The organism is Bradyrhizobium sp. 147 (assembly GCF_023073935.1).
Lineage (GTDB): Bacteria > Pseudomonadota > Alphaproteobacteria > Rhizobiales > Xanthobacteraceae > Bradyrhizobium.
The window spans coordinates 34,788-59,322 of record NZ_JADPKL010000082.1 but is presented as its reverse complement, the minus strand read 5'-3'; the positions used below and the strand labels follow the sequence as shown (position 1 = coordinate 59,322).

Sequence of the window (24,535 nt, the reverse complement as noted above, 5' to 3'; positions counted from 1 at the left end):
CTGGCCTGGTCGCGGCTCTCGCCGGTCTTGAATGTGCGATTCGTCATGAACAAAGCGTACACCGACCAACGAAAATGCCCGAGTTCTTGCCCAGCCTCGTCGGGCAAAACAGGGGCATCATGTCATCATCAAAGAATGCGCGTGGGATGGATCGGCTTGTCTCCTGCGCTGATCAAGAGCGCACGGGAGTGGAGCGATCGCATGGATGGGAATGAGACGGAGCTGCCGCTGTCGGGCGTGACGGTGGTCTCGCTCGAGCAGGCGATTGCGGCGCCGCTTGCCAGCCGGCATCTGGCGGATTGGGGTGCGCGGGTCATCAAGATCGAGCGGCCGGGCGACGGCGATTTCTGCCGGGACTACGATCATGTGATGAACGGCATGTCGAGCCAGTTCGTCTGGACCAATCGTTCGAAGGAAAGCCTCGCGATCGACATCAAGAGTCCCGATGGCCGCAAGGTGCTCGACGCCCTGCTGCCGCGGGCCGACGTCTTCATCCAAAACCTCGCGCCCGGCGCGGCGGAGCGGCTGGGCCTCGACGCCGCATCTCTCTTGCGCAAATTCCCGCGGATCATCGCCTGCGACGTTTCAGGCTATGGGACCGGAGGCCCCTACAGCAACAAGAAGGCCTACGATCTGCTGGTCCAGTGCGAGGCCGGCGTGCTCGCCGTCAACGGCACCGAGGCGGAGCCGGCAAAGGTCGGGCTTTCCGTGGTCGATATCGCCACCGGCATGCACATCCTCAATGGCGTGCTGATGGCGCTGTATCGCCGTGAGCGGACCGGCAAGGGCACCGCCTTCCAGGCTTCGTTGTTCGATTCCATCACGGACTGGATGAGCTATCCCGCCTTCTACACGCACAGTACGGGCCGGCCGCTGCCGCGAACCGGCGCGCGGCACGCGACGATCGCGCCGTACGGCCCGTTCCGGGTGGGAGACGGCAACACCATCTTCTTCGGCATCCAGAACGATCGCGAATGGCGGTCGCTGTGCCGCATCGTCCTCGGCGATGCCGGCTTCGCCGACGACCTGCGCTTCCGCACCAATCCGCTGCGCATGCAGAACCGAGACGATCTGCAGGCGCATATCGAGCAGCGCTTTGCATCGATGACCAGCGAAGAGGTGCTGCGGCTGCTCGACGAAGCCTCGATCGCCAACGCCCATCTGAACTCGGTCGATGCCTTCCTGCAGCATGAGCAACTCCACGCGCGCTCGCGGGTGCAGACGGTCGGCTCGCCCAGCGGACCGGTGATGAGCTTCCTGCCGGCGCTCACCATTGCCGGCCTGTCGCCGCGGATGGATCCGGTGCCTGATGTCGGCGAGCACAACGATTCCATCCTCGGTAAACTCGGCCTCGCCAGGGAGACGTGACGATGGTCTCACTGCGGCCGACGCGGGCCTATCTGGCCGTTCCCGCGCATCCCGCCTTGTCGCCAAAGCCGCCGCCTCGGCTGCCGATGCGGTGTTCATGGACCTCGAGGACGCGGTGCCGCCATCCGAGAAGGATGTTGCGCTGGAGGAAGCTGTCCGGTCGCTGTCATCGCTCGACTGGGGCAACAAACGCATCGCGATCAGGCTCAACGCCGTCGACAGCTCGTTCATCGGAGAGGAGATCCGCGCGCTGGCGGCGCATCCGCGGCTGGATGCGGTGATCGTGCCGAAGGCGGAGCGCGCCAGCGACATCGTTGCCATTGCCGACCAGCTGCGCGGGGCTGCGCCGGATCGCCCCGCGCCGGTGGCGCTCGAATTGCTGATCGAGACGGCGCTGGGTCTCGTCAATGTCGACGCGCTCGCCGCCTGCCACGACAGCATCGCCGCGCTTCATCTCGGTGTCGGCGACTTCGCGGCCTCGCTCGGGGCCCGCACCTCCGACATCGGAATTTCGCCAGACGGCTACCGCCACGTCGGCTCGGCGCAAAGCGGCTACGCGTCCGCGCCGCTCGATCTGTTCGCCTATCCCATGATGCGCCTCTTGGTGGCGGCACGTGCCTTCGGCCTGCGCGCCATCGACGGCCCGTGCGGCGCCTTTCGCGATGCCAGGCTCACCGAAAGCAGCGCGCAGAAGGCCGCCGCCATGGGCTTTGACGGCAAACAAATCATCCATCCCGACCAGATCGAACTGACGTTGCGTGCGTTCATGCCATCGGACGAGGAACTGACGCAGGCACGGCGGATCGTCGAGGCCATGGAGAGCGCCGAGGCGCAAGGCCAGGGCGCGGTGACGCTCGACGGCAAGATGATCGACTATGCCAATGTGCGCATGGCGCGGAGGATCATCGGGCTGGGGTCATAGGGGCGCATGGCCACCGCATTGATCGTCGTCGATCTCAAGAAGCAGGCATCAGCTTATGTTGCGGCTCAGCGCGAGCGGCGCCGGCCGAAGCGCACCTTTGATCATGGGCGGCCCTTCCAAGCCCAGTTCGACACGTCGGTGGAGGGGCTTGGACTGCAAAGCTCGATTTTGGCGCTGCGCTCGCTTGGCTCGACCCTATCGCTTTCGAGAAGCGGCTGCACGAAGAGATCGGCAGAATACCGCACCCAGCGCTCACGATGTCATCAGATGAACGCGCGGCCAAGCTGCTGGAGCTGGAAGCGGAGCTACTGGCTCGCGAGCGCGACGAGGAAGCGCTGATCGAAATCAGCGAAGAGCAAGGCGCAGCCTTTCGCAGGCTGGACGCGGACCGGCGCGCCGTACTCGGCATCGTCGTAGCGGGTGCCAAGAAGCCGGAGCGGATCAGTGCGGCTTAGCGAATACCCTCGATCTGGGGCGGACAAGTCGGTGAGTGTCCGATCTTCATGAAAAACCCCGACAGCCTGCGGCCCTTCTCATTTCCGGGCGCGGTAGGCATTGCGAGCCGCCGCTCCTTTGTCTCGCGTCCGGCGGCGGCCGCAATTAACGCTGAGAATGGGCGACAACTCTGATGCAACAGCATTCGGGCACCATCTACCCATCTACCTAGAGAATCTTCCAGCTTTCGTCAGGAGTAACAAAAGCGAAGATGTTGCCGGACACTCTTCGCTTTTCCCGTGCTCGAGCAAACTCATTGCGATACTTGTTACCAGGGCCAGGGTCATAGACGGCCCCTGCAAATTTCCCACTTAGTCGAGGCAGATTGTTTTGCCACGCCCACGAGTCCTTGAGCGCGTCAACATCAAAAGGCATAGCCAAATCGCCCAAGTCATCAACAAACGCAGCTCCGCTCATATCGCAATCTTTGAACGTGCAGTTGTTAAAGCTGCAATTCCAAAATCGCGTATCCCTGAAGCGAACGTCCTCAAAGTCCATGTTATGGAAATTGGTCTCGTAAAGATCGTTCCCCTCAAAGTTAACCTGATGAAACGTGCCGAACCGAAATGTAGCTCTGGCTAGCTCGCAAGAGCGTACCTCCAACCCATAAATTTGAGGCTGATTTAAATAGGAATGATTTAGGTTCAAGTTGACGAGCTGATCGCGGTGATCTAGCCGGAATTGGGAGAGCACAATACCTTGGAGATTGACTGTATCTATTCCACCTGGCCGGGTCCTGCAGATGCTCTTAAAGGCATCAACAATTTCTGCTGGCGTAGCCTTGTCGGCAAGTTTCTGCATCGCCTCAATGTCCTTAAGTGGAACAAGTGCATCAAGCGCATCTGTATTGTGAGATCGGATGAAACTAGCCAACAGCTCTGCGCAGAGAGACCGGTACTTTGTGCGAAAAAGGTGAGGACGATCCACGAGCGTTGCAAAAAGGAGCTGAGTTCATGTCCTCGACGGCGCAAACATCCGAGATAGAGCGCAGCACTCTTTTCGATCATTTTTCTGCCGTGATTGTTACAGGCATCGTCGTAATCAAACCGAGCACCAGCCTGATCAGCTAGCCGACCTTATGAAGGTTGCACTTCTCGACCTCTTGGCGGCCAAGCTTCGTCAGGAAAAATTCGCCTGCCTCGTTCTCGTGAAGCAGCCAGTTACAGTGACACTCAATCGATGAACATTGCTTTTTTTCTTTTGTCGCATGACGGACGGATCGACGCCACAACTCACTTATAGATCGGAGTACCGGCGCGCCTGATTTTAGTGAGCCGCTCCCAATTGCCTTTGCCGCGTTCGATTTTCCAGAACCACCAGCCGTTAATGGCTCGCCGTACGACGGCTCTGCCGGCTAAGCTCAGAGAGCTGTAGGTTTTGCCTCTGTAGCGGACGGTGCCATCTCGGCCTGCGCGGGCCTTGAATATCTTCCCCTTGTGGTCCGCGCGTAGTGTGGCTCCCGTTGGAAGGAGCCGTACTAACTCAGTCTCTCCGCGTACTTTCGCGGGTATCTCATCGTCATCTCGGATAGGCCCCCAATCAAAGAGCGACGACATTTGCTTAGCTTGTTTCGAACGTATCGATCGCTTTATCTGGCGCTTTAGATCGCGTGATTGCGCTAGCTTGCCTGATTGTTTTGCGCCGGGAGGGCGCGTAATTCGCAGCAACAGCGCTTCAATCTCTCTGAGGTGCTGATCGCGAATTGTCAGGTAAACCGAGAAGTGGTCCCAGGAATTTCCGTGTCGGTTCTTTCCGTGTGCGGTCAGTCGGTTGCGCAGGGCGCTGGCGAGACCGACGTAATAGAGCTTGTTTTTGCGATAGAGGGCGTAAACCCCTGCGTTCCGGCCGATCAGTTCCCGCACAATGTCGGGGTGATCGATTAAGAGGTTCTTTGAAACCCGCTCAAGGTGCGCAAAAACAAGTGCCTCGCGCTTGAGGCGACGCGGCCTTTTGGCTTTCGTCTGCACCATACTGCCCCGAATCAGTTTTCCCCGGCACATTGTAATCGTAGGTGGCTTTCGGCCGGAATCGTGAACGACGCGAGCGGGGCCTAGCGCCGGCACGACGTAGAAAATTCCCGAATTTGGGCACCCCGAATCTGGGGATCATCTCAGCAAGCTTGCGTTGCTCGCACAATTCGGAGGCTAGTATCCCCATCATCGCGACTTGAGAGTGGGGAAGCGCACATGGAAGCGAAAGACATTTGGCTCTTAGTTGCTGGGACGATTTTAGGGTTCGTCACAAACATACTTTCTACATTCGCGATGCCAACGATCGGCACCGCTTTTGGCAAACTTAAGTCAGGCTTCATTGAGCGCAACAAGGCAAGGCACTAGCTAGTTACGCGCTCGTGAGGGACTTTAAATCGGGCAAGCGAGATAAATACATTTATGCAATCAACCACTGGGGCTTCATTAGCCTCTACACTTTCATAGGCCTCATGGCGGATTTCTTAGGATTTGCCACTGGAAGAGCGGTTGGCCCGCTAGGCTCACCGGGACAGGAAAAGCCCGCAGCAATCTGGCTCTTGGTGTCAGGCCTTTTCCTGCTCGTTCTCGTTCTCAGACGCATGCTGCGCATGTTCCTCACTCTCGGCAGAATTGACAATTTCCAGCGGTACCGTTCGAATCTCATGCAGCGCTGGCCGGATATCGAACTACCCGAGTAAGCGCTCATTACGTTAGCTAGGTGGTAGCTACAGATATGGGAAGAAAAGACCAAAAGCAGCGTAAGATCTTATTTTGCTTGGTACAGTTGGGTGGGCTCGAACCACCGACCTCCTGTTCCACAGACAGGCGCTCTAACCAACTGAGCTACAACTGCATCCTGGCGAGCCGCGCCTTGGGACGCCCTCAGGTAAGGGCCGGTGCCGAGGGGGCTGGACGGGGCGGAAACTAGGTGCAACCGGCGTTTTTGGCAAGGCCGCAAAACCCGATATTTGCCCCTCTCCAGGGCGAGAAAATGAGATCGATCGGCTGGGCCTTGTTCACCTCTCCCCAGCGGGGAGAGGTCGTCCGAATTCTTGGCGCAGGTCGATTAACCCAAGCCGCATCGCCCGCAGCGTCGTTCCAAAGAAAACCCGGGACTTTCGGCCCGGGTTTCTCAATCACTTCAAGTCTGGTCCGCTTCAGGCGGCGGGCTTGTAGAACTTCTCGGCGCTGGCCTTGATCGGCTCGGCGGTCTCGGCGGCGACGCGCTGGCTGAGCTCGACCAGCTCCTTGGCCTGGGATTGCAAGGTCTCGAACTGCTTGCGGGTATGGCCGGTCCACAGCTCCAGCACTTCGGCCGGCGACTTGAGGCCGAACAGCTGCTGGGCAAAGTCCAGCTGGGCGCTGGTATTGGCCTTCATGAACTCGACCAGCTTGGCGGTGTATTCGCTCGCGCCCTTGCTGGCGGAGGTGAACACGGCTTCCACGGTGCCGTTGTGGGTTTCGGCGGCGTCCTTGAACTTGGCGTAGTTCTCGCGGGCCTGCGACACGCCCTTTTCGGCGAACGCACGCATCTGCTCGGGAACCTCGAACGGAATGATCGAGGCAGAAAACGGATCAGTCGCACCTGTCATGTTGTCCCTCACGCTAAATGAAAAAATGGAGTGAGCCTTCTGGCGCGCCCGCCGGCCCCAATTTGGGCCCTCGCATTCAGCGGGTACGAAGACTGGAAACGCGAAACAAATGAGATGGCTCGCCCAGCGCCCAAGACTATGGCAGCGCATCGTGTCAACATTGTGCATCGCAATGTGCCAGGAGGGTGCGTTGCGATAATTTAATCCCGCTGCGGCTGAGGTTCCCGATTGGGAAGCCGGTGGTTGAGGTAGCCGGGTGCGTTGTTGGCTAGCCAGAGAGATCCACTCTATCGTTCCCTCCCTTGGGCAGGGGCAGGGGAGTCCCACTCGGGGGCTTTCCGGAGGGCATCGGCTTGGGTGCAGCATCAACAGGTGGCACCTTTTCCTGGGCTCCCCCCTCTCTAGCCCTCCCCCACAAGGGGGGAGGGAACGGACCTTCGTCGTGGCAACGAGCGAGTCTCTTCCGTCAACCGGGATGATGAGGGTCGTCCCGCGAATCCCTTGGATGCCACGGCGCTGCGGCTTGCGGGGTCGGCTGGATTAAGGTTATCGCGGCTTTGGGCCGTGCGCGAAGGGCCGGAGCCGTGGACCTGCGCGCGGGCGCGGGCGATACTAACCCTTTCTTAAGGCTGTCATTCGCGGCAGCCTTAACGCGATGCTGACAAGCGGGACTTAAAGCCGGTCGGATGAAGAGTTCGGATTTCCAGTTGCGAGGCGTGGGCGATCCCCGGCTGGCCGTGCACGCGACCTCTCCGCTGCCCGCCTGGCTCTGGTCGATCGACGGCACGCGCGTGCTCTGGGCCAATCCGGTCGGCGCAAAACTGTTCGGCGCGGCCCATGCCACAGCCCTCGCGGAGCGGACGTTCGGCCCGGCGGACAGCCACCGCCGCCAGGTTGCCCGGCTCGCCCGCAGCCTGCCGCCGACCGGCACTGTGCGGCTCGAACGGCTGCGCGGCTTCGGCGCCCGGCTCGGCATGCTGATGACCTGCGCCTGCGCCCGCCTCGACTTCGCCGATGGCAGCCATGGCGTGCTCGTCGCCGCGATGGACCCGTCGCTGCGCAGCATGCCGCTGCTCGAGCGGCTGCTTCGTCTCGTCGACGGCGCCAAGGTGCCGATGGCCGCGTTCGCGCCTGACGGCCTGTTCGTCGGCGCCAGCGAGGCCGCCCGTTCTCTCCTCGGCTTTCGCGATCTCGGCGAAGCGGGCCTCGACCGGGCCCGCAGCGAAGCGCTGACCTGCGGCCGCGCCGCGACGCCGATCGGCATCGGCCAGATGGTGCTGCAACGGGTCGGCACGGGCGCCGATGTCGGCCTTGTCGCGCTGATCGAGCCCAGCGCCGCGCAACAGGCGTCCGCAGCGTCTGCGCCCGAAAGCGTATTGGACGCTGCTGCCGAAACCCCGGTCGAAGCGGCGCAGGACGCCGCAATGACGAACGAGCCGTCATCGCTGGATGCGGAGGCCGGGATCGCATTGTTCGACGCCTTCGCTGAGCCGATCGAAACATCCGACATAGCCGCGACGACGACGCCCGCGCCCGAACCGGCCGTGAGCGAAGCGGCCGTGGAGGCCGTGCAAGAACCGGCGCCCGAGCAGACCGCGGAGGCCGCGGCCAAAACTCCGGTTGAAAACTGCGCCCAGGCCATTGTGTCGCCGCGGCCGACGCCGATCACTATCGGCATGGTCGAGCCGCCGCCGGGCCACGAGAAGACGCCCGCACCGCGTCAGCATCCGCTGCGCTTCCTCTGGCAGATGGATGCCGAGGGACGCTTTGTGCTTCGCTCCGACGAATTCATCCGTCTCATCGGTCCGCACACCGCCGCCGGCTTCGGCCGCCCCTGGCGCGAGATCGCCGCGGAATTTGCGCTCGATCCCGACGGGCGCATCGCAGAGGCGCTCGAGAGCCACGACACCTGGGCCGGCATCACCGTGAACTGGCCCGCCGATGGCGGCGAGCATCTGCCGGTCGAGCTCGCGGGCCTGCCGATCTACGATCGGGAGCGGAATTTCGCCGGCTTCAAAGGCTTTGGCGTCTGCCGCGATCTTGACGGCCTCAACCGGCTCGAGGCGCTCCGCCGCTTCGAGCGGCTGGCCGAAGCGCCGGCGCAGCACGGCCTGTCCGCCGAAAGCGTCGAGCCGGAGCCGGAGGCCGAGGCAGCGACGCCGCCTCCGCCGATCGCGCCGCCTGCGCCCGAGGCTGAAGCCGAACTGCCCGACCCCACACCCGACGCGAATTCACATCCAACCGATCCGGAAACGCCAGTGGAAACGCCGCCTCCGAATGTCGTGCCGTTCCGCCCGCATGGCGATGCACGCTCGCCGACGCTGACGCCGGTCGAGAACAGCGCGTTCAACGAGCTCGCCCGGCAATTATCCGAGCGGCTCGAGCGCGACCGCGAGACGATCGCCGCCGACACGTCCGAGCCGCCGGCCGCCGAGATCGCGCCCGAACCACCCGCGCCTGGGCCCGAGGCGCCGCAGGCTGCGGCCGAATGGCTGACCGAGCCGGCGCCGCCGGCACGCGGCGAGCCCGCGCGCGACCGCGCGCTGCTCGACCTGTTGCCGACCGGCATCCTGATCTATCGCCTCGACCGCCTGCTCTACGCCAACCCTGCCTTCCTCGCGCGCATGGGCTATCAAGACCTGAGCGCGCTTGAGGATGCCGGCGGGCTGGACGCGCTCTATGTCGAGCCGGGCGTGTCTGCGGCCAGCAGCACGTCGCAAGCAGGCACGCCGGTGACGATCAGCGCGGCCATCGCGAACGGCCAAGCGCCGCTTGCGACCACGGAAGCGCATCTGCACACGATCGACTGGGACGGCGAGAGCGCGCATGCGCTGATCTGCGCGCTGCCGCAGGCTGCGCCAATGGTCGCCGCGCCCGATATCGCCGAGACGATTGTCTCCGAATCCTTGCCCTTTGCGCCCGAGCTCGAGCCCGCGGCCGGCGATGCCGACGCCGAGGATCTCGCCGCGATCCTGGACACCACGGCCGAGGGCATCGTGATGTTCGATGCGGAAGGCAACATCCACGCCTGCAACCGCAGCGCCGAGGCGCTGTTCGGCTATGACGGTGAAGCCCTGCTCGAGCAGAATCTGGCGACGCTGTTCGCCCCTGAGAGCCAGCAGATCGTCGCCGACTATCTCGAAAGCCTGAAGAGCCAGGACATTGCGAGCCTGCTCGACCACGGCCGCGAGGTGCTGGGCCGCGAGAAGAAGGGCGGCGTCATTCCGCTCGCGATGATCATGGGCCGCACACGGCCGGACGGCCCGAACTTCTTCGCCGTGTTCCGCGATCTCTCGCAGAGCAAGAAGGGCGAGAGCGAGCTGACGCGGGCCCGCCGTCTCGCCGACGGCGCAGCGACGGCCAAGGCCGACATGCTGGCGCGGATCAGCCACGAGATCCGCACCCCGCTCAACGCCATCATCGGCTTCGCCGAGGTGATGATCTCCGAGCGTTTCGGCGCGCTCGGCAACGAGCGCTACGGCGAATACATGAAGGACATCCGCGCCTCCGGCGAGCGCGTCATCGCGATCATCGACGATCTCTTGGAGCTGTCGCGGATCGAGACCGGCAAGCTCGACCTCAATTTCGCCAACCTCAATCTCAACGACCTCGTCGAGGCCTGCGTCGTGGTGATGCAGCCGCAGGCTAATCGCGAGCGCATCATCATCCGCACCTCGCTGGCGCATGCGCTGCCGCAGGTCACGGTGGATGCGCGCGCAATGCGGCAGATCACCGTGAACCTGATCTCGAACTCGATCCGGCTTGCGAGCGCCGGCGGCCAGGTCATCGTCTCGACCGCGCTGACCGATCGCGGCGAGATCGCGCTGCGCATCCGCGACACCGGCCATGGCCTCAGCGAACGCGAAGTCGCCGCCGCGATGGAGCCGTTCCGCACTCCGCCGCCTGGCGATGCCGCGGACAGCTCCGCGCTCAGCCTATCGCTGACCAAGGCGCTGGTCGAAGCCAACCGCGCCCAGTTCAACATCAAGAGCGCGGGCAATTCCGGCACGCTGATCGAAGTGGTGTTCGCGCCGGCGCTGGCGAAGGCGTGAGTGGGCATTCTGCGGAGGGTCGGTTCCAACGGACCGGCCCTCCTTCACGCCGCTCTCAGCGCTTGGCCGGCGGGCCGCTCTTGTTGCCCGGCAAGCCCTTGATGTTCGAGGTATCCTGCTGGACGGTCGGGTTTTGCGAATTTGAGCCAACCGTTCCGGTGCGAGCGGGAGGACCGTTCTTGTTGCCGGGAGCCCCAGCGATACCCGTCCCCGAGTTCTGCGCGCTGGGCGCGGTAGCGACACCGCTGCTGCTGTCCGTGCGCGTGTGATCTCCCGGCGCGGTCGCGGCCGAGCCCGGCTTGTCCTGCTCTCCAACGTAGCCCGAGGCGCCGGAATTCTGCGTCTTGAGGCCTTTGTCCGCCTCGCTCTGCACGTTCTGGTTAGGTGTTGCCTGCTGCGCGATTGCCGGCCCCGCCATCAGCGGGGCCGCGATAAGGATGACTGCCATTGTCGTTCGCATGAGCGTTTCTCCTCCGCTTGCCCCTTCGCGCGTAAACGCCCGACACCGTGAAGATTTCCAAACCAGCCGGAATAAAGCCTTCGGTTGCAGGAACCAGGTCTGCCATGCTGTCGCTCAAACGAAAGGGCACGGCGCTTGTCGCGCCGTGCCCTACACAATGCTTGCGTTGGTCTCAGTGATAGATCTCGAAGTCTCAGTGATAGATCTCGAACAGGCCGGCGCCGCCCTGGCCGCCGCCGATGCACATCGTCACCACGCCCCACTTGGCCTTGCGGCGTGCCCCTTCCTGGAGCAGATGGCCGGTGAGCCGCGCGCCGGTCATGCCGAAGGGATGCCCGATCGCGATCGAGCCGCCGTTGACGTTGTACTTGGCGGGATCGATGCCGAGCTTGTCGCGGCAATACAGGCACTGGCTGGCGAAGGCCTCGTTGAGCTCCCATAGATCGATGTCGTCGATCTTGAGCCCGGTGCGCTTCAAGAGCTTCGGAATCGCGAACACGGGGCCGATGCCCATCTCGTCGGGCTCGCAGCCCGCGGTCGCCCAGGCGACGAAGCGTCCGAGCGGCTTGAGGCCGCGCTTCTCGGCGTCCTTGGCTTCCATCAGCACCACGGCGGCGGCGCCATCGGAGAGCTGGCTGGCATTGCCGGCGGTGACGTATTTGCCGGGGCCCTTCACCGGCTCGAGCTTGGCAAGGCCCTCCATCGTGGTGTCGGGCCGGTTGCACTCGTCGCGATCGACGACGTAATCGACGATCGACTCCGCCTTGGTCTGCTTGTCGACGACCTTCATCTTGGTCTTCATCGGGACGATCTCGTCCTTGAACTTGCCGGCCTGCTGCGCCGCGGCCATGCGGCGCTGCGATTCCAGCGAGAACTCGTCCTGATATTCGCGGCTGAGCTTGTAGCGTTCCGCGACGATGTCGGCGGTATCGATCATCGCCATGAAGATGTCAGGGGCGACCTTGAGCAATTCCGGATCGATCGATTCCTTCGGCGAGCCGCCGCCCGGAATCGAGATGCTCTCAACGCCGCCGGCAACGATGCAGTCGGCACCGTCGGAGCGGATCGAGTTGGCAGCCATCGCGATGGTCTGAAGCCCCGAGGAGCAGAAGCGGTTCACCGACACGCCGGCGGTGGACTTCGGCAGGCCGGCGAGCAGCGCGGCCTGACGGCCGATGTTCGGCGCGCCATGAGCGCAATTGCCGAGATAGCAGTCCTCGACATAGTCCTTTTCGACGCCGGCGCGCTTCACCGCGTGCTGGATGGCGTGGGCGGCGAGCGACATCGGCGGCGTGATGTTGAACCCGCCGCGGCCGGACTTGGCCAGGCCGGTGCGCGCATAGGAAACGATGACGGCTTCACGCATGTGTTTCTCCCTTGTCGAACGATTTTGAACGGAGCGTCCTTACCGCTATTGGTACACAAAGTTTGGCCGAGGCGGGAGAAATAAAAACGCCGCCTCCGGTGACGGAGGCGGCGTTGTTCCGCGGGTCGGAATATGTCGGCGGCGCGACGAAGGATCAGACTCATCAGACTCAAATGGCTGGTGTGAGTCACCTCTCCCCAGCGGGGAGAGGTCGGATTGCCATGGCGCGCAATTGCGCGCCTGAGCAATCCGGGTGAGGGCCGCAGCATTCGGTGAGAGCCTAACCCCTCACCCGGATCGCATCTTTCGATGCGATCCGACCTCTCCCTACGGGAGAGGTGAAGGATCAGAACGTCAGCGCCTTGGCCTGCTTGACCTGCGGCAGCGCCTGCACCTTGGCGAGCAAATCGGCCGGCACGGCGCCGTCGACCTCGACCAGGGCAATGGCATCGCTGCCGGGCGCGACGCGGCCGAGATGGAACGTGGCGATGTTGATCTTGGCGTCGCCGAGCAGGCTCGCGAACTTGCCGATGAAGCCCGGCTTGTCCTCGTTGGTGACGTAGATCATCGACTTGCCGAACTCGGCATCGACGCGGATGCCCTTGATGTCGACGAGGCGCGGCTTGCCATCGGCATAGACGGTGCCCGAGACCGACCGCTCCTGCCGCTCGGTGGTGACGGTGACGGTGATCAGGCTCTCATAGTCGCTCTGCGCTGCGCGCACGATCTCGTCCACCACCATGCCGCGCTCCTTGGCGACGACCGGCGCGGACACCACGTTGACCTCGCCCAGCATCGGTCGCAGCAGACCCGAAAGCACCGCGGAGGTGATCGCCTTGATCTTCATCTCGGCGACGTGGCCTTCATAGGTGATCTCGACCTTGAGGATGCCGCTCTCGGTGAGCTGGCCCGCGAACGAGCCGAGCTTCTCGGCGAGCGCGATGAACGGCTTCAGCTTCGGCGCTTCTTCCGCGGTGATCGAGGGGAAGTTGACCGCGTTCGAGATCGCACCGGTGAGCAGATAGTCCGACATTTGCTCGGCGACCTGGAGCGCAACGTTCTCCTGCGCTTCCGTGGTGGAGGCGCCGAGATGCGGCGTGCAGATTACGTTAGGATGGCCGAACAGCACGTTCTTGGTTGCGGGCTCCTCGACGAAGACGTCGAAGGCGGCGCCGGCGATGTGCTTGGAATTGAGCGCATCGACCACCGCCTGCTCGTCGACGAGGCCGCCGCGGGCGCAGTTGATCAGGCGCACGCCCTTCTTCATCTTGGCGATCGCGGCCGCGTCGATGATGTTCCTGGTCTTCTCGGTGAGCGGGGTGTGCAGGGTGATGAAGTCGGCGCGCTTGAGGAGATCGTCGAGCTCGACCTTCTCGACGCCGATGTCCTTGGCGCGCTCCGGCGACAGGAACGGATCGAAGGCGATCACCTTCATGCGCAGGCCGAGCGCGCGATCGGCCACGATCGAGCCGATATTGCCGCAGCCGACGACGCCTAACACCTTGCCGGTGATCTCGACGCCCATGAAGCGGTTCTTCTCCCACTTGCCGGCCTGGGTCGAGGCGTCGGCCTGCGGGATCTCGCGGGCGAGCGCCAGCATCAGGGTGATGGCGTGCTCGGCGGTCGTGATCGAATTACCGAACGGCGTGTTCATCACGATGATGCCCTTGGCCGTGGCGGCGGGAATCTCGACATTATCGACGCCGATGCCGGCGCGGCCGATCACTTTCAGCCTCGTCGCCTTCTCGATGATCTTGGCGGTCGCCTTGGTCGCGGAGCGGATCGCAAGGCCGTCGTAATTGCCAATGATCTCGGCGAGCTTGTCCTTGTCCTTGCCGAGGTTGGGCTGGAAGTCGACGTCGACGCCGCGGTCCTTGAAGATCTGCACGGCGGCGGGAGAGAGCGCGTCGGAAATGAGAACTTTGGGTTTAGTCATGGGTGTGATCCGTGGGTGCGGGCTGCATTTACGGAACGTCATCCGCGGGCTTGACCGGCGGAGCCATCTCTCTTGATCGATGGATGGCCGGGTCAAGCCCGGCCATGACGAGTTGAGATAACGCGACGAGTGAAACCTGCTCACGCCGCCTTGGGCAGAGCGGCCTTGGTCTCGGCAAAGGCCCAGTCGATCCACTGCGTCAGCAGCTCGACGTCCTTGGCTTCGACGGTGGCGCCACACCAGATGCGCAGGCCGGCCGGCGCATCGCGGTAATAGGCGAAGTCGTAGCCTGCGCCTTCCTTCTCGACCAGCGCGACCAGCTTCTTAGAGAACTCGGCCTGCGCGTCCTCGGAGAGCGAGGTGATCGCGGGATCGGTGAACTTGAGGCACACCGAAGTGTTGGAGCGGATCGAAGGATCCTTCGCCAGGAAGTCGATCCAGGGCGTCTTCGCCTTCCAGTCGGCGAGCACCTTGGTGTTGGCGTCGGCACGCGCGATCAGCGCCTTGAGGCCGCCGATCGACTTGGCCCAGTTCAGCGCGTCGAGATAATCCTCGACGCAGAGCATCGAGGGCGTGTTGATGGTCTCGCCGACGAAAATGCCTTCGTTGATCTTGCCGCCCTTGGTCATGCGAAAGATCTTCGGCAGCGGCCAGGCCGGCTTGTAGGTCTCGAGCCGCTCCACCGCACGCGGCGACAGGATCAGCATGCCGTGGGCGGCTTCGCCGCCGAGCGCCTTCTGCCAGGAGAAGGTGACGACGTCGAGTTTTGCGAAATCGAGCGGCTGCGCGAATGCGGCCGAGGTCGCGTCGCAGATCGTGAGTCCTTCGCGAGTGGCGCTGATCCAGTCCGCGTTCGGCACGCGCACGCCTGACGTGGTCCCATTCCAGGTGAAGACGACGTCGCTCTTGGGATCCACCTTGGAGAGATCGGGGATCTCACCATAGGCTGCGTTCAGCTTGGTGACGTCCTTGAGCTTCAATTCCTTGACGATATCGCTGACCCAGCCCTCGCCGAAGGATTCCCAGGCAAGCGTGGTGACGGGCCGCGCACCAAGCAGCGACCACAGCGCCATCTCGACCGCGCCGGTATCCGAGGCCGGCACGATGCCGATGCGGTAATCGGCGGGGACCTCGAGCACTTCGCGCGTCAGATCGATCGCGAGCTTGAGCTTGGCCTTGCCCACCTTCGCGCGATGCGAGCGGCCGAGGGCTGCGTCCTTGAGATTTTGGGCGTTCCATCCGGGGCGCTTGGCGCAGGGGCCGGAGGAGAAATGCGGCACGTTCGGCCGCGAAGCGGGCTTCGCTACAGTCATAATCTACCCTTCCAGATAGTAAGCCTCCCGTTGGGGGGAGGTGTCCCGCCGCGGCTGATACGGGAATCGGGCAGACCAGTCAAGGAAGTTCCGGCGTCTCACGGCGGAGTGAAGGCGCCTCCGGCGCAAGATCAGGGGATTCGACGGCAGCGAGCGCATTCAGCAAGTCCGTGGCTTCGCTGATCAATTGCGCGGCTCTGCGGCGGCTGCCGACCTTCAAAATGCATTTGTCATTGGCCTGCACGACATAGTCGTTGCCGACCTTGATCATCGAATAGCTTGTCATCGAAATCCCCGAACCGACCGAGCTCGGTGTCTGACGCTGCCGTAGCACCGTTCGTTCCTTCATCAATGTGAACGACGAACGCGTAGTTTACCGGCTCTTAACACGAACGAATGCGCGATCCGATTCCGCTGATCGCGCAACGCCTGCGTCACGCTGCGTCAAAAGCGGACAGTCATACCGACATGACTCGCCGTGAAGCCGAGCCGCTTGTAGAAGCGCTGCGCATCGACGCGCGTCTGATGCGTCAGCAGTTCGACGAGATTGCAGCCGCGTGCTTTTGCTTCCGCAACCGCCCATTGCACCAACCGCTCGCCGATACCGCGGCTGCGACAATCGGAAGCAACGCGGACGTCTTCGAGCAAACCGCGCACGCCGCCTTGCGAGCTGATGCCGGGCAGGATCGCGAGTTGCAGGCAGCCGACCACCCTGCCCTCGCTCTCGGCGACCACAAGCGTCAGATTGGGATCGCGCTCGACCCGCGCGAATGCTGCGTAATAGGCGGCGGGCAGCGGATCCTCCACGCGCTCGCGCGCGCGTCCGAGATGATCATCGGCGAGCATTGCAACGATCACGGCGACGTCGTCGCGGCGCGCGCGGCGAATGGAGACGGCTTCGGCGTTCATGCGCGATACTCCAGACTCAGCGCGCCGGCGCAAGGCCGAGAAAGGCCTCAGTCTGGTCGATCCAGCGGCGGACGGCCGCAAAGCGGCCGAGATCGAAGCCGCCCTCATGCGCAACGCGGGTATAGGCGAGCAGCGAGACATCCGCGAGCGAAACCGCCTCACCGGCGAGGAAGCGGCTGGCCGCTAGATGCTGCTCCATGCGGTCGAGCGCCGCATAACCGCGCTTGACCTTCTCAGGATCGAGCTCGGACGCCTGCTTGCCGAGATAGACCAGGAGGAAGCGGCACACAGCGATATAGGGCTCGTGGCTGTACTGCTCCCAGAACAGCCATTCGTCCATCTTGGCCGCGATGAAGGCGTCGCGCGGAACGAGGGCGCTGTCGCGTGCGAGATAGCGGATGATGGCATTGGATTGCGCCAGCGTGCGGCCGTCGTCGAACGCGACGGTGGGCACCTGGCCGGCGCCGTTCATCTTCAGGAATTGCGGCGTGCGCGTCTCGCCCTTGCGCGTGTCGATCTCGATCCACTGATAGGGCAATGCGAGATGATCGCAGACCCACTTCACCTTCAGACAATTTCCGGAATTGCTATCGCCATAGATCTTCATCGCTGCCGCCCTGCTCTGGAGCCACAGAGCATCAGGAGGCGAGAAAGTTGTCAACCGAAGGCGCGAGGATCAGAACTTGTAGCCGGCACCCACGCGGAAGTTGTTCAGGCCGACGGAAATGTCCTTCACGTTCGAGAAGCCGACGTGCTCCCATTCGGCGCGAAGGAGGAAGTTGCTGTAGATCGCGTATTCGACGCCTATACCGGCGGTCCATCCGTACATGAATGCGTTCACGCGCTGCTCAGCGCTCAACCAGGCGCCCGTATCAATCGTGTCCTGATGATGCGTCGTGGCGGTGACACCGCCCACTGTGACGGACGTATCGTAGTCGTCATGCTTGATGTAGGACACAGTCGCGAATCGCGAAACTTCGGCGCGCCCGATTGCCAGACCGGCAAAGGCATAGGGCATGAAGTCACCACCATCCCATCCGATTCGGCCGCGGAATGTGGCATAATCCTTCAGCTTCAGCGAAGCGCCACCACCGAGCGAGGTGACATAGGTATAGGTATGGCCCGCCGGAGCTGTCTCACCGTCGAGAATGCGCGTCATGGAGTCGCTGGCCGAACTCGATATATTGTTCATGTAGCTGTAATTGGCTTCGATGCCCATCAGGGCATCATAAATCTGCCAGTTGCGACCCACATATGCGCCGAACCCGGTCGACTGCACGTGGTTCTTCGGCAGCAGCGACCATCCGCCGACCGGCGCTTGAAGGATGCTGTTGCGCAGCATGAAGTCGGTCATCGATTTCGGCGCGTGGCTGAAATCGATGTCGGTCGTGGCGAAACCGAACTGGCCGCCGACATAAAAGCCATCCCAATGATAAGATGACTTCGACAGGCCATCGGTGAAGCCGCCGCGCAGGATCGGCAGGTCCGGCATGTCGGCCGCCTGCGCGGCAGACACCGTCCCCAACATCACCGCTGCCCACAAAAGCCCACGCATTGCAACGCTCCATCGAACTCGAACTTTCACCGGTGATCATGGCTTGTTAACCTTAACCAATGGTTGCGGCCGGGGCGCCCGCCTCCGTCAGCAATGAAAAAAAACGCAAAGCAAAACGGCGCGGGATGATCCCGCGCCGTTAAGAGACTTTAAGCGATGAGGCTGCCGATCAGCCCTTGGTGATGAGCGGCGGCGGCGCGTAGACCGGCGGACTGTTGAGATCCCAGCGCACGCCGAGCTTAACGTCGTGCGAGGTGAGCTCCCTGATCTTGATAGAGGTCGGACCGGAGGCACTGTTGTCGAACAAGCGGTAGTTGCCAGGCGCCGCGTCGCCGAGGTTCATGTAGCTGTAGGCCAGTTCGACGGTGAACCCGGGATTGACCTTGTAGGCGAGACCGGCATGAGCGGCCCAGGCGAAGTTCCACTTTCCGCTGTCTGCGAAGTAGGCGACGCTGTTGCTCGGAGTCGGGGTCAGCGCGGCGCTATAAGAAACGCCGTCGTCACGGAAGCCACTGATCTTGTTGTAGGAGCCGCCGACGCCGGCGCCGATGAACGGGGTGATGCACCACCAGGTGCCGAGATCGACATAGGCATTCGCCATGACGACCCACTCGGACTTGCTCCCGCTGTAATTGTTTGTGCCGACGAAGCCGGGTCCAATGACGTTGTCCGCACCGTGCAGGTTAGCCTTGCCCCGGTACTGGCCGATCACGTCCGCACGGAACCAATTGTTGAAGCGATAGCCGACGCCGAGATCGAACAGTGGCGAAGAGTCGAAGCCGAGTCCCTCAGTCGACTTCTGATACCCAGCCGGCAGGGCGCTGTCGATGCGCTTGGCACTCTGGTTGGTCATGCCAATATCACCGCGCAGATACCAGCCGCCGAAATCGGCGGGCGGGGCCGGCGGCGCGTACATCGGAGGGGGCGCCGCGATCGGCATATCGGCGGCGAATGCCATCGACGAGATCAGGGTTGCCGCACCCGCGGTGAGGAGAGACTTAACGCTACGCATTGGCTTCGTCCTTATGGCCGGTGAGGCAAAATGCAGCCGCCTCACGTTCTGGAAACTCACGGGAGGACGATGGCACCAAATGTTTAAGCGCCACTTAACCCTAATTTTTAAGGTTGATTTTTTCTGACCGTACACGCGCGCGCCGCGCCAGCGTTGCAAAAATGCAGCGCCAAATGCGACTGTCTTCGCCGCATTCCCTAACGATGTGTGAACCGCAACGCGGGGAAAAGAGGATGTGTTAACGCGCGTGCCGAGGCAGCCTGGGCAGGAACACCGCAAGCAGGCCGATCGCCGGCAGAAAAGCGCAGACCTGATAGACGAAAGCGATCGAGGTGTGGTCGGCGAGCTTGCCGAGCACGGCCGCGCCCAGCCCACCGATGCCGAAGGCGACACCGAAGAACACGCCGGAGATCATGCCGAAGCGATGCGGCACCAGCTCCTGCGCGAACACGATAATCGACGACGTCGTCGAGGAGATGATCAGGCCGATGACGACGCTGAGCACCGCGCTCGCATAGAGGCCGGCATAGGGCAGCGCCAGCGTGAACGGCAGCGCGCCGAGGATCGAGATCCAGATCACGATCTTGCGGCCGAAGCGGTCGCCCAAGGGACCACCGAGAAACGCACCCACGGCGTTCGCCGCGAGGAAGATGAAAAGATAGATCTGCGCAGCCTGCGTCGACACGCCGAAGCGGTCGATCAAGTAGAAAATGTAGTAGCTCGACAGGCTCGACACGTAGAGCTGCTTGGAGAACAAGAGCGCGACCAGGACGAGCAGCGCGACCGCGACACGGCGCGAGCTCGGACCGCCCGGCTGGCTGTGAACGGGGGCTGCCTTCTTCGCCGTGATCTGCGGCGCGTACCAGCGGCCGATGCGCCACAGGATGAGGATCGCGAGGAAGGCGATCGAAGAGAACCAGGCGATGCTGCCCTGCCCGAACGGCACGACGATGAGCGCGGCGAGCACCGGCCCCATCGAGGTGCCGAAACTGCCGCCGAGCTGGAACACCGATTGCGCAAAGCCGTAGCGGCCGCCGGAGGCGAGCCGCGCGATGCGCGCGGACTCCGGGTGAAACACCGCCGAGCCGAGACCCACCAGCGCAGCAGCGATGAGAATGACGAGGTATTGATGCGCGGCGCTGAGCAGCAAGAGGCCGAAGAAGGTCGAGGCCATGCCGATCGCCAGCGAATAGGGCTGCGCCTTCTTGTCAGTGTAGTGCCCGACCACCGGCTGGAGCAGCGAGGCCGTGAACTGGAAGGCCAGCGTGATCATGCCGATCTGCGCGAAATCGAGCGCATAGGTGTCCTTCAGGATCGGATAGACCGAGGCGATCAGCGACTGCATGGTGTCGTTGAGGAAGTGCGAGACGCTGATGCCGGCGAGCACCACGTAGACCGGCCCTGGCGCTTTGGCGGGTGCCACGTCGTTGACGACAACGGGCTCGGTCAGTGTTTCCTCTGAGACGACGACAGGCTTGTTCAATGCAGCAATCCCGGCAGGCGCAGCGAAGCATCCGCTCATTACGATGCAAGCTGCAGCCGATCCACCGCCAATCGCCCATGGCTGGAATGCGCGGGACTTACCCTCTCCCGTTGTGGGACCCCTTGTGGGAGAGGGTGGATCGCCGCGTCAGCGGCGAGACGGGTGAGGGGTCTGCCTCCGCGAGTCTCTCTGGCAGTTGGGGGCGGCGATAGAACCCCTCATCCGGCGCTTCGCGCCACCTTCTCCCGCAAGGGGAGAACGAAGAGCCCTCATGCCGCCGCCTGGCCCAGCGCGGAGACGATGGTATCGACGACGTCCTCGACCAGGATGCGGTCCTCGCCTTCGCCCATGACGCGGATCACAGGCTCCGTGCCGGAGGAGCGGATCAGGAGGCGGCCGTGGCCGTTGAGGCGCTTCTCGCCGTCGGAGATCGCCGACTTGACGTCGGAATCGTCGAGCGGCTTGCCGCCCTTGTGGCGCACGTTCTTCAGGATCTGCGGCAGCGGATCGAAGCGGTGGCAGACTTCGGAGACGGGGCGGCGCAGCTTCTGCACCACCGCCAGCACCTGCAGGGCCGCAACGAAGCCGTCGCCGGTGGTCGCGTAGTCGGACAGGATGATGTGGCCGGACTGCTCGCCGCCGAGATTGTAGCCGCCGCTGAGCATCTGCTCGAGCACGTAGCGGTCGCCGACCGGCGTGCGGACGAGATCGAGCCCCTGCCCGTTGAGGAAGCGCTCGAGGCCGAGATTGGACATCACGGTGGCGACGATGCCCGGCCGCGACAGCCGGCCGTCCTCCTTCCAGCTTTGCGCGATCACCGCGAGCAGCTGGTCGCCGTCGACCAGATGGCCGCGCTCGTCGACCAGAATGACGCGATCGGCGTCACCGTCGAGCGCAATGCCGATGTCGGCGCGCATCTCGCGCACTTTCTTCGACAAGGCTTCCGGCGAGGTGGAGCCGCATTCCTTGTTGATGTTGAAGCCGTCGGGCTCGACGCCGATCGGCACCACATCCGCACCCAATTCCCATAGCGCCTCCGGCACCACCTTGTAGGCGGCGCCATTGGCGCAATCGATCACGACGCGCAGCCCGTCGAGCGACAGATCGCGCGGCAGCGTGCGCTTGGCGAATTCGATGTAGCGGTCATGCACGCCGTCGATGCGGCGGGCGCGACCCAGGCTCGCGCTCTGTGCGAGACGCTTGTCGAGGGATTCGTCGAGCAGCTGCTCGATCTGCCTCTCGACGTCGTCGGAGAGCTTGAAGCCCTGCGGGCCGAACAGCTTGATGCCGTTGTCCTCGAACAGATTGTGCGAAGCCGAGATCATGACGCCGAGATCGGCGCGCATGGATTTGGTCAGCATCGCGACCGCCGGTGTCGGCATCGGGCCGACCAGCAGCACGTCCATGCCGACCGAAGTGAAGCCCGCGACCATCGCGTATTCGATCATGTAGCCGGACAGGCGGGTGTCCTTGCCGATCACGACTCGATGGCGATGGTCACCGCGCTGAAACGCAAGCCCTGCGGCTTGGCCGACCTTGAGCGCGAGCTCCGGCGTGATCAGTCCGTTGGCGCGGCCCCGAATCCCGTCCGTCCCGAAATATTTGCGGCTCATATCGTCCCCCAGGCAACAACCAGGGACCCCTCTACAACCACGGGCTGCCCGAAAGGGCCCCGCATCCCTGATTTGCCGAGTACTTATAAAGCCATCGCGGCTAAGTTGGCTTCAAAAAATATGATAAATCATTACGGAACCGGGCACGCCGCTGCCCCGATAACACATTGTTAACATTATATTTCCGCACTGGGAAGCCGGAACGGGAACGGAACCTGTCCCTAGCCGGTGCGCTTCACATGCCCGTCCCCGCGGCTCGGCGGCGGCTGGGTGACATTGACGGGATCTGACGCTGGAAAGGTCTCTTCCAGACCTTCTTCCAGCGCTTCCTCGAGGGCGCGCTTCTCCTTGATCTCTTCCGGCGAAGGTCCGGCGTGCGGCCTCGTCATGGCGCCCTCCTGCAAAACGGTCTGGCAAACGATTTGGCTGTGCATCCAACCATGCTAGATGACCCCGAAATCATCCGATGCAAGACGGGCCGGGGAAACGATCATGAAGCACATCACCTGTATCGACGATCTCCGTGCGCTGCATAAGCGCCGCGTGCCGAAGGCGTTCTTCGACTATTGCGACCGCGGCTCCTATGCCGAGGAGACGCTGCGCGCTAACCGCGAGGACATGCAGGCGATCAAGTTCCGCCAGCGCATCCTGGTCGACGTCTCCAAACGCGACACCTCGACCACAATCCTCGGCGAGCCCTCGACCATGCCGCTGATCCTCGCGCCTGTCGGCCTGCTCGGCATGCAGCATGGAGACGGCGAGATCCATGCCTGCCGCGCCGCGCAGGCCGCCGGTATCCCGTTCACGCAATCGACGATGTCGATCTGCTCGATCGAGGACATCGCCGCCAATGTCGAGAAGCCGTTCTGGTTCCAGCTCTACGTGATGAAGGACCGCGGCTTCATCAAGGAATTGATCCAGCGCGCCGTCGCAGCGAAGTGCAGCGCGCTGGTCCTGACCGTCGACCTTCAGGTGATCGGCCAGCGCCACGCCGACATCAAGAACGGCATGACGGTGCCGCCGGAATGGTCGCTCTCGAAATTGCTGGATTTCGCCAGCAAGCCGGCCTGGGTTTCCGGTGTCCTGCAAGGCAAGCGCCGCACCTTCGGCAACATCGCCGGCCACGTGAAGAACACTGAGGATCTCAACCGCCTCGCCGAATGGACCGCGTCGCAGTTCGACACCTCGCTGAACTGGAAGGACGTCGAGTGGGTCCGCAGCATCTGGCCGGGCAAGCTCATCCTCAAGGGCATTTTGGACGTCGAGGATGCCGAGGAAGCCGCCAAGACCGGCGCGCAGGCCCTGGTCGTCTCCAACCATGGCGGCCGGCAGCTCGACGGCGCGCCGTCATCGATCGAGGTGCTGCCCGAGATTGCGGACGCGGTCGGCGAGAAGATGGAGATCATGTTCGACGGCGGCATCCGCTCCGGCCAGGACGTGATGCGCGCGCTCGCGCTCGGCGCCAAATCCTGCATGATCGGCCGCGCCTATGCCTATGGCCTGGGGGCTGGCGGCCAGGCCGGCGTCGCCAAAGCGATCGATATCATCCAGAACGAGCTGCTCACGACCATGGGCCTGTGCGGCGTCAACCGGATCGACGAGATCGACGATCATATCATTGCAGCAGCACCGTAGCGTCGTAGGGTGGCAGGGCGCTTGTCCACCGTAGCTCGACGCGCAAGGCGGAAGCGTGCCCTCCTTCGTTCCAAGTTGAGAGACGACGTGGGCACGGCGCGAGCCCGCCTTTGCCCCCTGCCCGGCGAGATGCAGCAGCACTCACAACCGTCGTCCCGGCGGAGATCTGGCGACCGCTCCCCCTCACATTGGCGGCGTCAGGCCGTCGCGGCCGACGCTGACGCGGTTGGTCTCGAAGGAGCCGTCCGGCAATTGCTTCATGAAGGCGATGACCTTGGCACCGGTCTTCAGATCGGATTTGTCGCCGGGCACCAAGGTCACTACCGGCGTGTTGTCGGGAACGAACACCTTCTTCTCGCCGTCCTTGTACTTGACCAGCAGCGTGTGGCCGTCATTGCCGACCACGCTCTCGGCGACCGTCGCATTGGTCATGCTGGAGTTGGGCTTAAGGTCCCAGGGCCGCGAGCCCTCGCCGGTGCCGCGCATGCTCTCCGGAAACACGTGGACCTCGACCGCGTTCTGGCTGCCGTCCGGCCCCGGCACGGTGGTGGCGCCGATGAACGAACCCGGCTTGATGTCGGCGAGTGAGATCTTGGTGATGCCTGAGACGTTCACATCAGCGGCGATGTGAAGCTTGAAGTCTTCGCCGCTGCGCGACTTGACCTGCATGGTGTCGCCATTGACGCTCTCGATCGTGCCGCGGACACGCGTCGGCACCGGCGCTTTCTGGGCGACGGCGCAGTAGGTCGAGAGGGCCACCATCGCGATGGCGAGAAGTGGACGTGTGAAAGTTGCGCGTTGAACAGACATGACGGTCTCCGGTTGTCCCCACGGAGATAGAACTCCGGAACAGC

22 protein-coding genes, 1 tRNA gene and 1 pseudogene are annotated in these 24,535 nt (G+C 63.2%); 7 read left to right on the top strand and 17 right to left on the bottom strand.

All coding sequences use genetic code 11. The annotated features are described in order from the left end of the window. The 4 genes from IVA87_RS19545 to IVA87_RS19530 all read left to right on the top strand — a co-directional run. Positions 1-215 (top strand): hypothetical protein (locus IVA87_RS19545; protein ID WP_247334616.1); only part of this gene is annotated, 215 nt, incomplete at its 5' end. Continuing rightward, entirely contained in the window at positions 202-1,368 is a 1,167-nt protein-coding gene (locus tag IVA87_RS19540; protein ID WP_247334615.1) for a CaiB/BaiF CoA-transferase family protein, read from the top strand. The genes IVA87_RS19545 and IVA87_RS19540, both read left to right, overlap by 14 nt. Before the next feature lie 97 nt (positions 1,369-1,465). Then, complete coding sequence (locus tag IVA87_RS19535; protein ID WP_247334614.1) at positions 1,466-2,290, top strand: CoA ester lyase; 825 nt, start codon at positions 1,466-1,468, stop codon at positions 2,288-2,290. 257 nt (positions 2,291-2,547) lie between these two features. After that, positions 2,548-2,745 carry a hypothetical protein gene (locus IVA87_RS19530; RefSeq protein ID WP_247307504.1) on the top strand — a complete coding sequence of 66 codons (198 nt, stop codon included), beginning with the start codon at positions 2,548-2,550 and terminating at the stop codon, positions 2,743-2,745. A gap of 208 nt (positions 2,746-2,953) precedes the next feature. Here the strand turns inward: IVA87_RS19530 and IVA87_RS19525 are convergent, their stop codons facing one another. Beyond that, complete coding sequence (locus tag IVA87_RS19525; protein ID WP_247334613.1) at positions 2,954-3,658, bottom strand: pentapeptide repeat-containing protein; 705 nt, start codon at positions 3,656-3,658, stop codon at positions 2,954-2,956. Between the two features lie 359 nt (positions 3,659-4,017). Then, entirely contained in the window at positions 4,018-4,755 is a 738-nt protein-coding gene (locus tag IVA87_RS19520; RefSeq protein WP_247334612.1) for a hypothetical protein, read from the bottom strand. Between the two features lie 216 nt (positions 4,756-4,971). Here IVA87_RS19520 and IVA87_RS19515 point away from each other — a divergent pair, with 216 nt between their 5' ends. Continuing rightward, on the top strand, positions 4,972-5,121 hold the full coding sequence (locus IVA87_RS19515; RefSeq protein WP_247307510.1) for a hypothetical protein: 150 nt from the start codon (positions 4,972-4,974) through the stop codon (positions 5,119-5,121). A 410-nt stretch (positions 5,122-5,531) separates the two neighbouring features. Here IVA87_RS19515 and IVA87_RS19510 read toward each other — a convergent pair. Continuing rightward, positions 5,532-5,608: transfer RNA gene (locus tag IVA87_RS19510), tRNA-His, on the bottom strand. Positions 5,609-5,912: 304 nt separating this feature from the next. Further along, positions 5,913-6,347, bottom strand: a complete 435-nt coding sequence (locus IVA87_RS19505; protein WP_247307564.1) for a phasin — start codon at positions 6,345-6,347, stop codon at positions 5,913-5,915. A 686-nt stretch (positions 6,348-7,033) separates the two neighbouring features. Here IVA87_RS19505 and IVA87_RS19500 point away from each other — a divergent pair. After that, entirely contained in the window at positions 7,034-10,399 is a 3,366-nt protein-coding gene (locus IVA87_RS19500; RefSeq protein ID WP_247334611.1) for a PAS domain S-box protein, read from the top strand. Positions 10,400-10,454: 55 nt separating this feature from the next. Here IVA87_RS19500 and IVA87_RS19495 read toward each other — a convergent pair. The 12 genes and pseudogenes from IVA87_RS19495 to IVA87_RS19440 form a co-directional block, all read right to left on the bottom strand. Continuing rightward, a pseudogene (locus IVA87_RS19495) lies at positions 10,455-10,634 on the bottom strand (hypothetical protein); the annotation flags it as partial. Between the two features lie 418 nt (positions 10,635-11,052). After that, entirely contained in the window at positions 11,053-12,225 is a 1,173-nt protein-coding gene (locus IVA87_RS19490; protein WP_247307570.1) for an acetyl-CoA C-acyltransferase, read from the bottom strand. A 346-nt stretch (positions 12,226-12,571) separates the two neighbouring features. Continuing rightward, the gene (gene serA / locus IVA87_RS19485) at positions 12,572-14,161 is read right to left on the bottom strand and encodes a phosphoglycerate dehydrogenase (RefSeq protein ID WP_247308167.1); all 1,590 of its coding nucleotides are present in this window, start codon (positions 14,159-14,161) and stop codon (positions 12,572-12,574) included. A gap of 140 nt (positions 14,162-14,301) precedes the next feature. Next, positions 14,302-15,474, bottom strand: coding sequence for a phosphoserine transaminase (locus tag IVA87_RS19480; RefSeq protein WP_247308170.1), 1,173 nt, complete (start codon positions 15,472-15,474; stop codon positions 14,302-14,304). Positions 15,475-15,553: 79 nt separating this feature from the next. After that, positions 15,554-15,745, bottom strand: a complete 192-nt coding sequence (locus tag IVA87_RS19475; RefSeq protein ID WP_247308172.1) for a hypothetical protein — start codon at positions 15,743-15,745, stop codon at positions 15,554-15,556. A gap of 173 nt (positions 15,746-15,918) precedes the next feature. Further along, positions 15,919-16,383, bottom strand: coding sequence for a GNAT family N-acetyltransferase (locus tag IVA87_RS19470; RefSeq protein WP_247308174.1), 465 nt, complete (start codon positions 16,381-16,383; stop codon positions 15,919-15,921). A 16-nt stretch (positions 16,384-16,399) separates the two neighbouring features. Beyond that, complete coding sequence (locus tag IVA87_RS19465; protein ID WP_247308176.1) at positions 16,400-16,990, bottom strand: glutathione S-transferase family protein; 591 nt, start codon at positions 16,988-16,990, stop codon at positions 16,400-16,402. A gap of 69 nt (positions 16,991-17,059) precedes the next feature. Then, a complete protein-coding gene (locus tag IVA87_RS19460) occupies positions 17,060-17,938 on the bottom strand; it encodes an outer membrane beta-barrel protein (protein WP_247334610.1) in 879 nt (292 codons plus the stop codon). 169 nt (positions 17,939-18,107) lie between these two features. Further along, positions 18,108-18,950 (bottom strand): outer membrane beta-barrel protein, encoded by an 843-nt coding sequence (locus IVA87_RS19455; protein WP_247308200.1) that lies wholly within the window; start codon positions 18,948-18,950, stop codon positions 18,108-18,110. Positions 18,951-19,188: 238 nt separating this feature from the next. Then, positions 19,189-20,433, bottom strand: coding sequence for an MFS transporter (locus IVA87_RS19450; protein WP_247308202.1), 1,245 nt, complete (start codon positions 20,431-20,433; stop codon positions 19,189-19,191). Between the two features lie 269 nt (positions 20,434-20,702). Further along, positions 20,703-22,046 carry a phosphoglucosamine mutase gene (gene glmM, locus IVA87_RS19445; RefSeq protein WP_247308207.1) on the bottom strand — a complete coding sequence of 448 codons (1,344 nt, stop codon included), beginning with the start codon at positions 22,044-22,046 and terminating at the stop codon, positions 20,703-20,705. 221 nt (positions 22,047-22,267) lie between these two features. Continuing rightward, positions 22,268-22,435 (bottom strand): hypothetical protein, encoded by a 168-nt coding sequence (locus tag IVA87_RS19440; RefSeq protein WP_247308210.1) that lies wholly within the window; start codon positions 22,433-22,435, stop codon positions 22,268-22,270. A 103-nt stretch (positions 22,436-22,538) separates the two neighbouring features. On the opposite strand from IVA87_RS19440, the gene IVA87_RS19435 reads away from it, so the two are divergent. Beyond that, positions 22,539-23,681 carry an alpha-hydroxy acid oxidase gene (locus tag IVA87_RS19435; RefSeq protein ID WP_247308213.1) on the top strand — a complete coding sequence of 381 codons (1,143 nt, stop codon included), beginning with the start codon at positions 22,539-22,541 and terminating at the stop codon, positions 23,679-23,681. A gap of 183 nt (positions 23,682-23,864) precedes the next feature. Here the strand turns inward: IVA87_RS19435 and IVA87_RS19430 are convergent, their stop codons facing one another. After that, entirely contained in the window at positions 23,865-24,491 is a 627-nt protein-coding gene (locus IVA87_RS19430; RefSeq protein WP_247334609.1) for a hypothetical protein, read from the bottom strand. Positions 24,492-24,535 lie beyond the last annotated feature (44 nt).

What these genes read in the sequence shown, in the direction of transcription:
- IVA87_RS19520 (WP_247334612.1), bottom strand. Translation starts at nt 4,755, where the DNA reads ATGGTGCAGACGAAAGCCAAAAGGCCGCGTCGCCTCAAGCGCGAGGCA.
- IVA87_RS19430 (WP_247334609.1), bottom strand. Translation starts at nt 24,491, where the DNA reads ATGTCTGTTCAACGCGCAACTTTCACACGTCCACTTCTCGCCATCGCG.
- serA (WP_247308167.1), bottom strand. Translation starts at nt 14,161, where the DNA reads ATGACTAAACCCAAAGTTCTCATTTCCGACGCGCTCTCTCCCGCCGCC.
- IVA87_RS19500 (WP_247334611.1), top strand. Translation starts at nt 7,034, where the DNA reads ATGAAGAGTTCGGATTTCCAGTTGCGAGGCGTGGGCGATCCCCGGCTG.
- IVA87_RS19480 (WP_247308170.1), bottom strand. Translation starts at nt 15,474, where the DNA reads ATGACTGTAGCGAAGCCCGCTTCGCGGCCGAACGTGCCGCATTTCTCC.
- glmM (WP_247308207.1), bottom strand. Translation starts at nt 22,046, where the DNA reads ATGAGCCGCAAATATTTCGGGACGGACGGGATTCGGGGCCGCGCCAAC.
- IVA87_RS19490 (WP_247307570.1), bottom strand. Translation starts at nt 12,225, where the DNA reads ATGCGTGAAGCCGTCATCGTTTCCTATGCGCGCACCGGCCTGGCCAAG.
- IVA87_RS19470 (WP_247308174.1), bottom strand. Translation starts at nt 16,383, where the DNA reads ATGAACGCCGAAGCCGTCTCCATTCGCCGCGCGCGCCGCGACGACGTC.
- IVA87_RS19435 (WP_247308213.1), top strand. Translation starts at nt 22,539, where the DNA reads ATGAAGCACATCACCTGTATCGACGATCTCCGTGCGCTGCATAAGCGC.
- IVA87_RS19535 (WP_247334614.1), top strand. Translation starts at nt 1,466, where the DNA reads ATGGACCTCGAGGACGCGGTGCCGCCATCCGAGAAGGATGTTGCGCTG.
- IVA87_RS19440 (WP_247308210.1), bottom strand. Translation starts at nt 22,435, where the DNA reads ATGACGAGGCCGCACGCCGGACCTTCGCCGGAAGAGATCAAGGAGAAG.
- IVA87_RS19455 (WP_247308200.1), bottom strand. Translation starts at nt 18,950, where the DNA reads ATGCGTAGCGTTAAGTCTCTCCTCACCGCGGGTGCGGCAACCCTGATC.
- IVA87_RS19475 (WP_247308172.1), bottom strand. Translation starts at nt 15,745, where the DNA reads ATGATCAAGGTCGGCAACGACTATGTCGTGCAGGCCAATGACAAATGC.
- IVA87_RS19505 (WP_247307564.1), bottom strand. Translation starts at nt 6,347, where the DNA reads ATGACAGGTGCGACTGATCCGTTTTCTGCCTCGATCATTCCGTTCGAG.
- IVA87_RS19540 (WP_247334615.1), top strand. Translation starts at nt 202, where the DNA reads ATGGATGGGAATGAGACGGAGCTGCCGCTGTCGGGCGTGACGGTGGTC.
- IVA87_RS19530 (WP_247307504.1), top strand. Translation starts at nt 2,548, where the DNA reads ATGTCATCAGATGAACGCGCGGCCAAGCTGCTGGAGCTGGAAGCGGAG.
- IVA87_RS19515 (WP_247307510.1), top strand. Translation starts at nt 4,972, where the DNA reads ATGGAAGCGAAAGACATTTGGCTCTTAGTTGCTGGGACGATTTTAGGG.
- IVA87_RS19465 (WP_247308176.1), bottom strand. Translation starts at nt 16,990, where the DNA reads ATGAAGATCTATGGCGATAGCAATTCCGGAAATTGTCTGAAGGTGAAG.
- IVA87_RS19460 (WP_247334610.1), bottom strand. Translation starts at nt 17,938, where the DNA reads ATGCGTGGGCTTTTGTGGGCAGCGGTGATGTTGGGGACGGTGTCTGCC.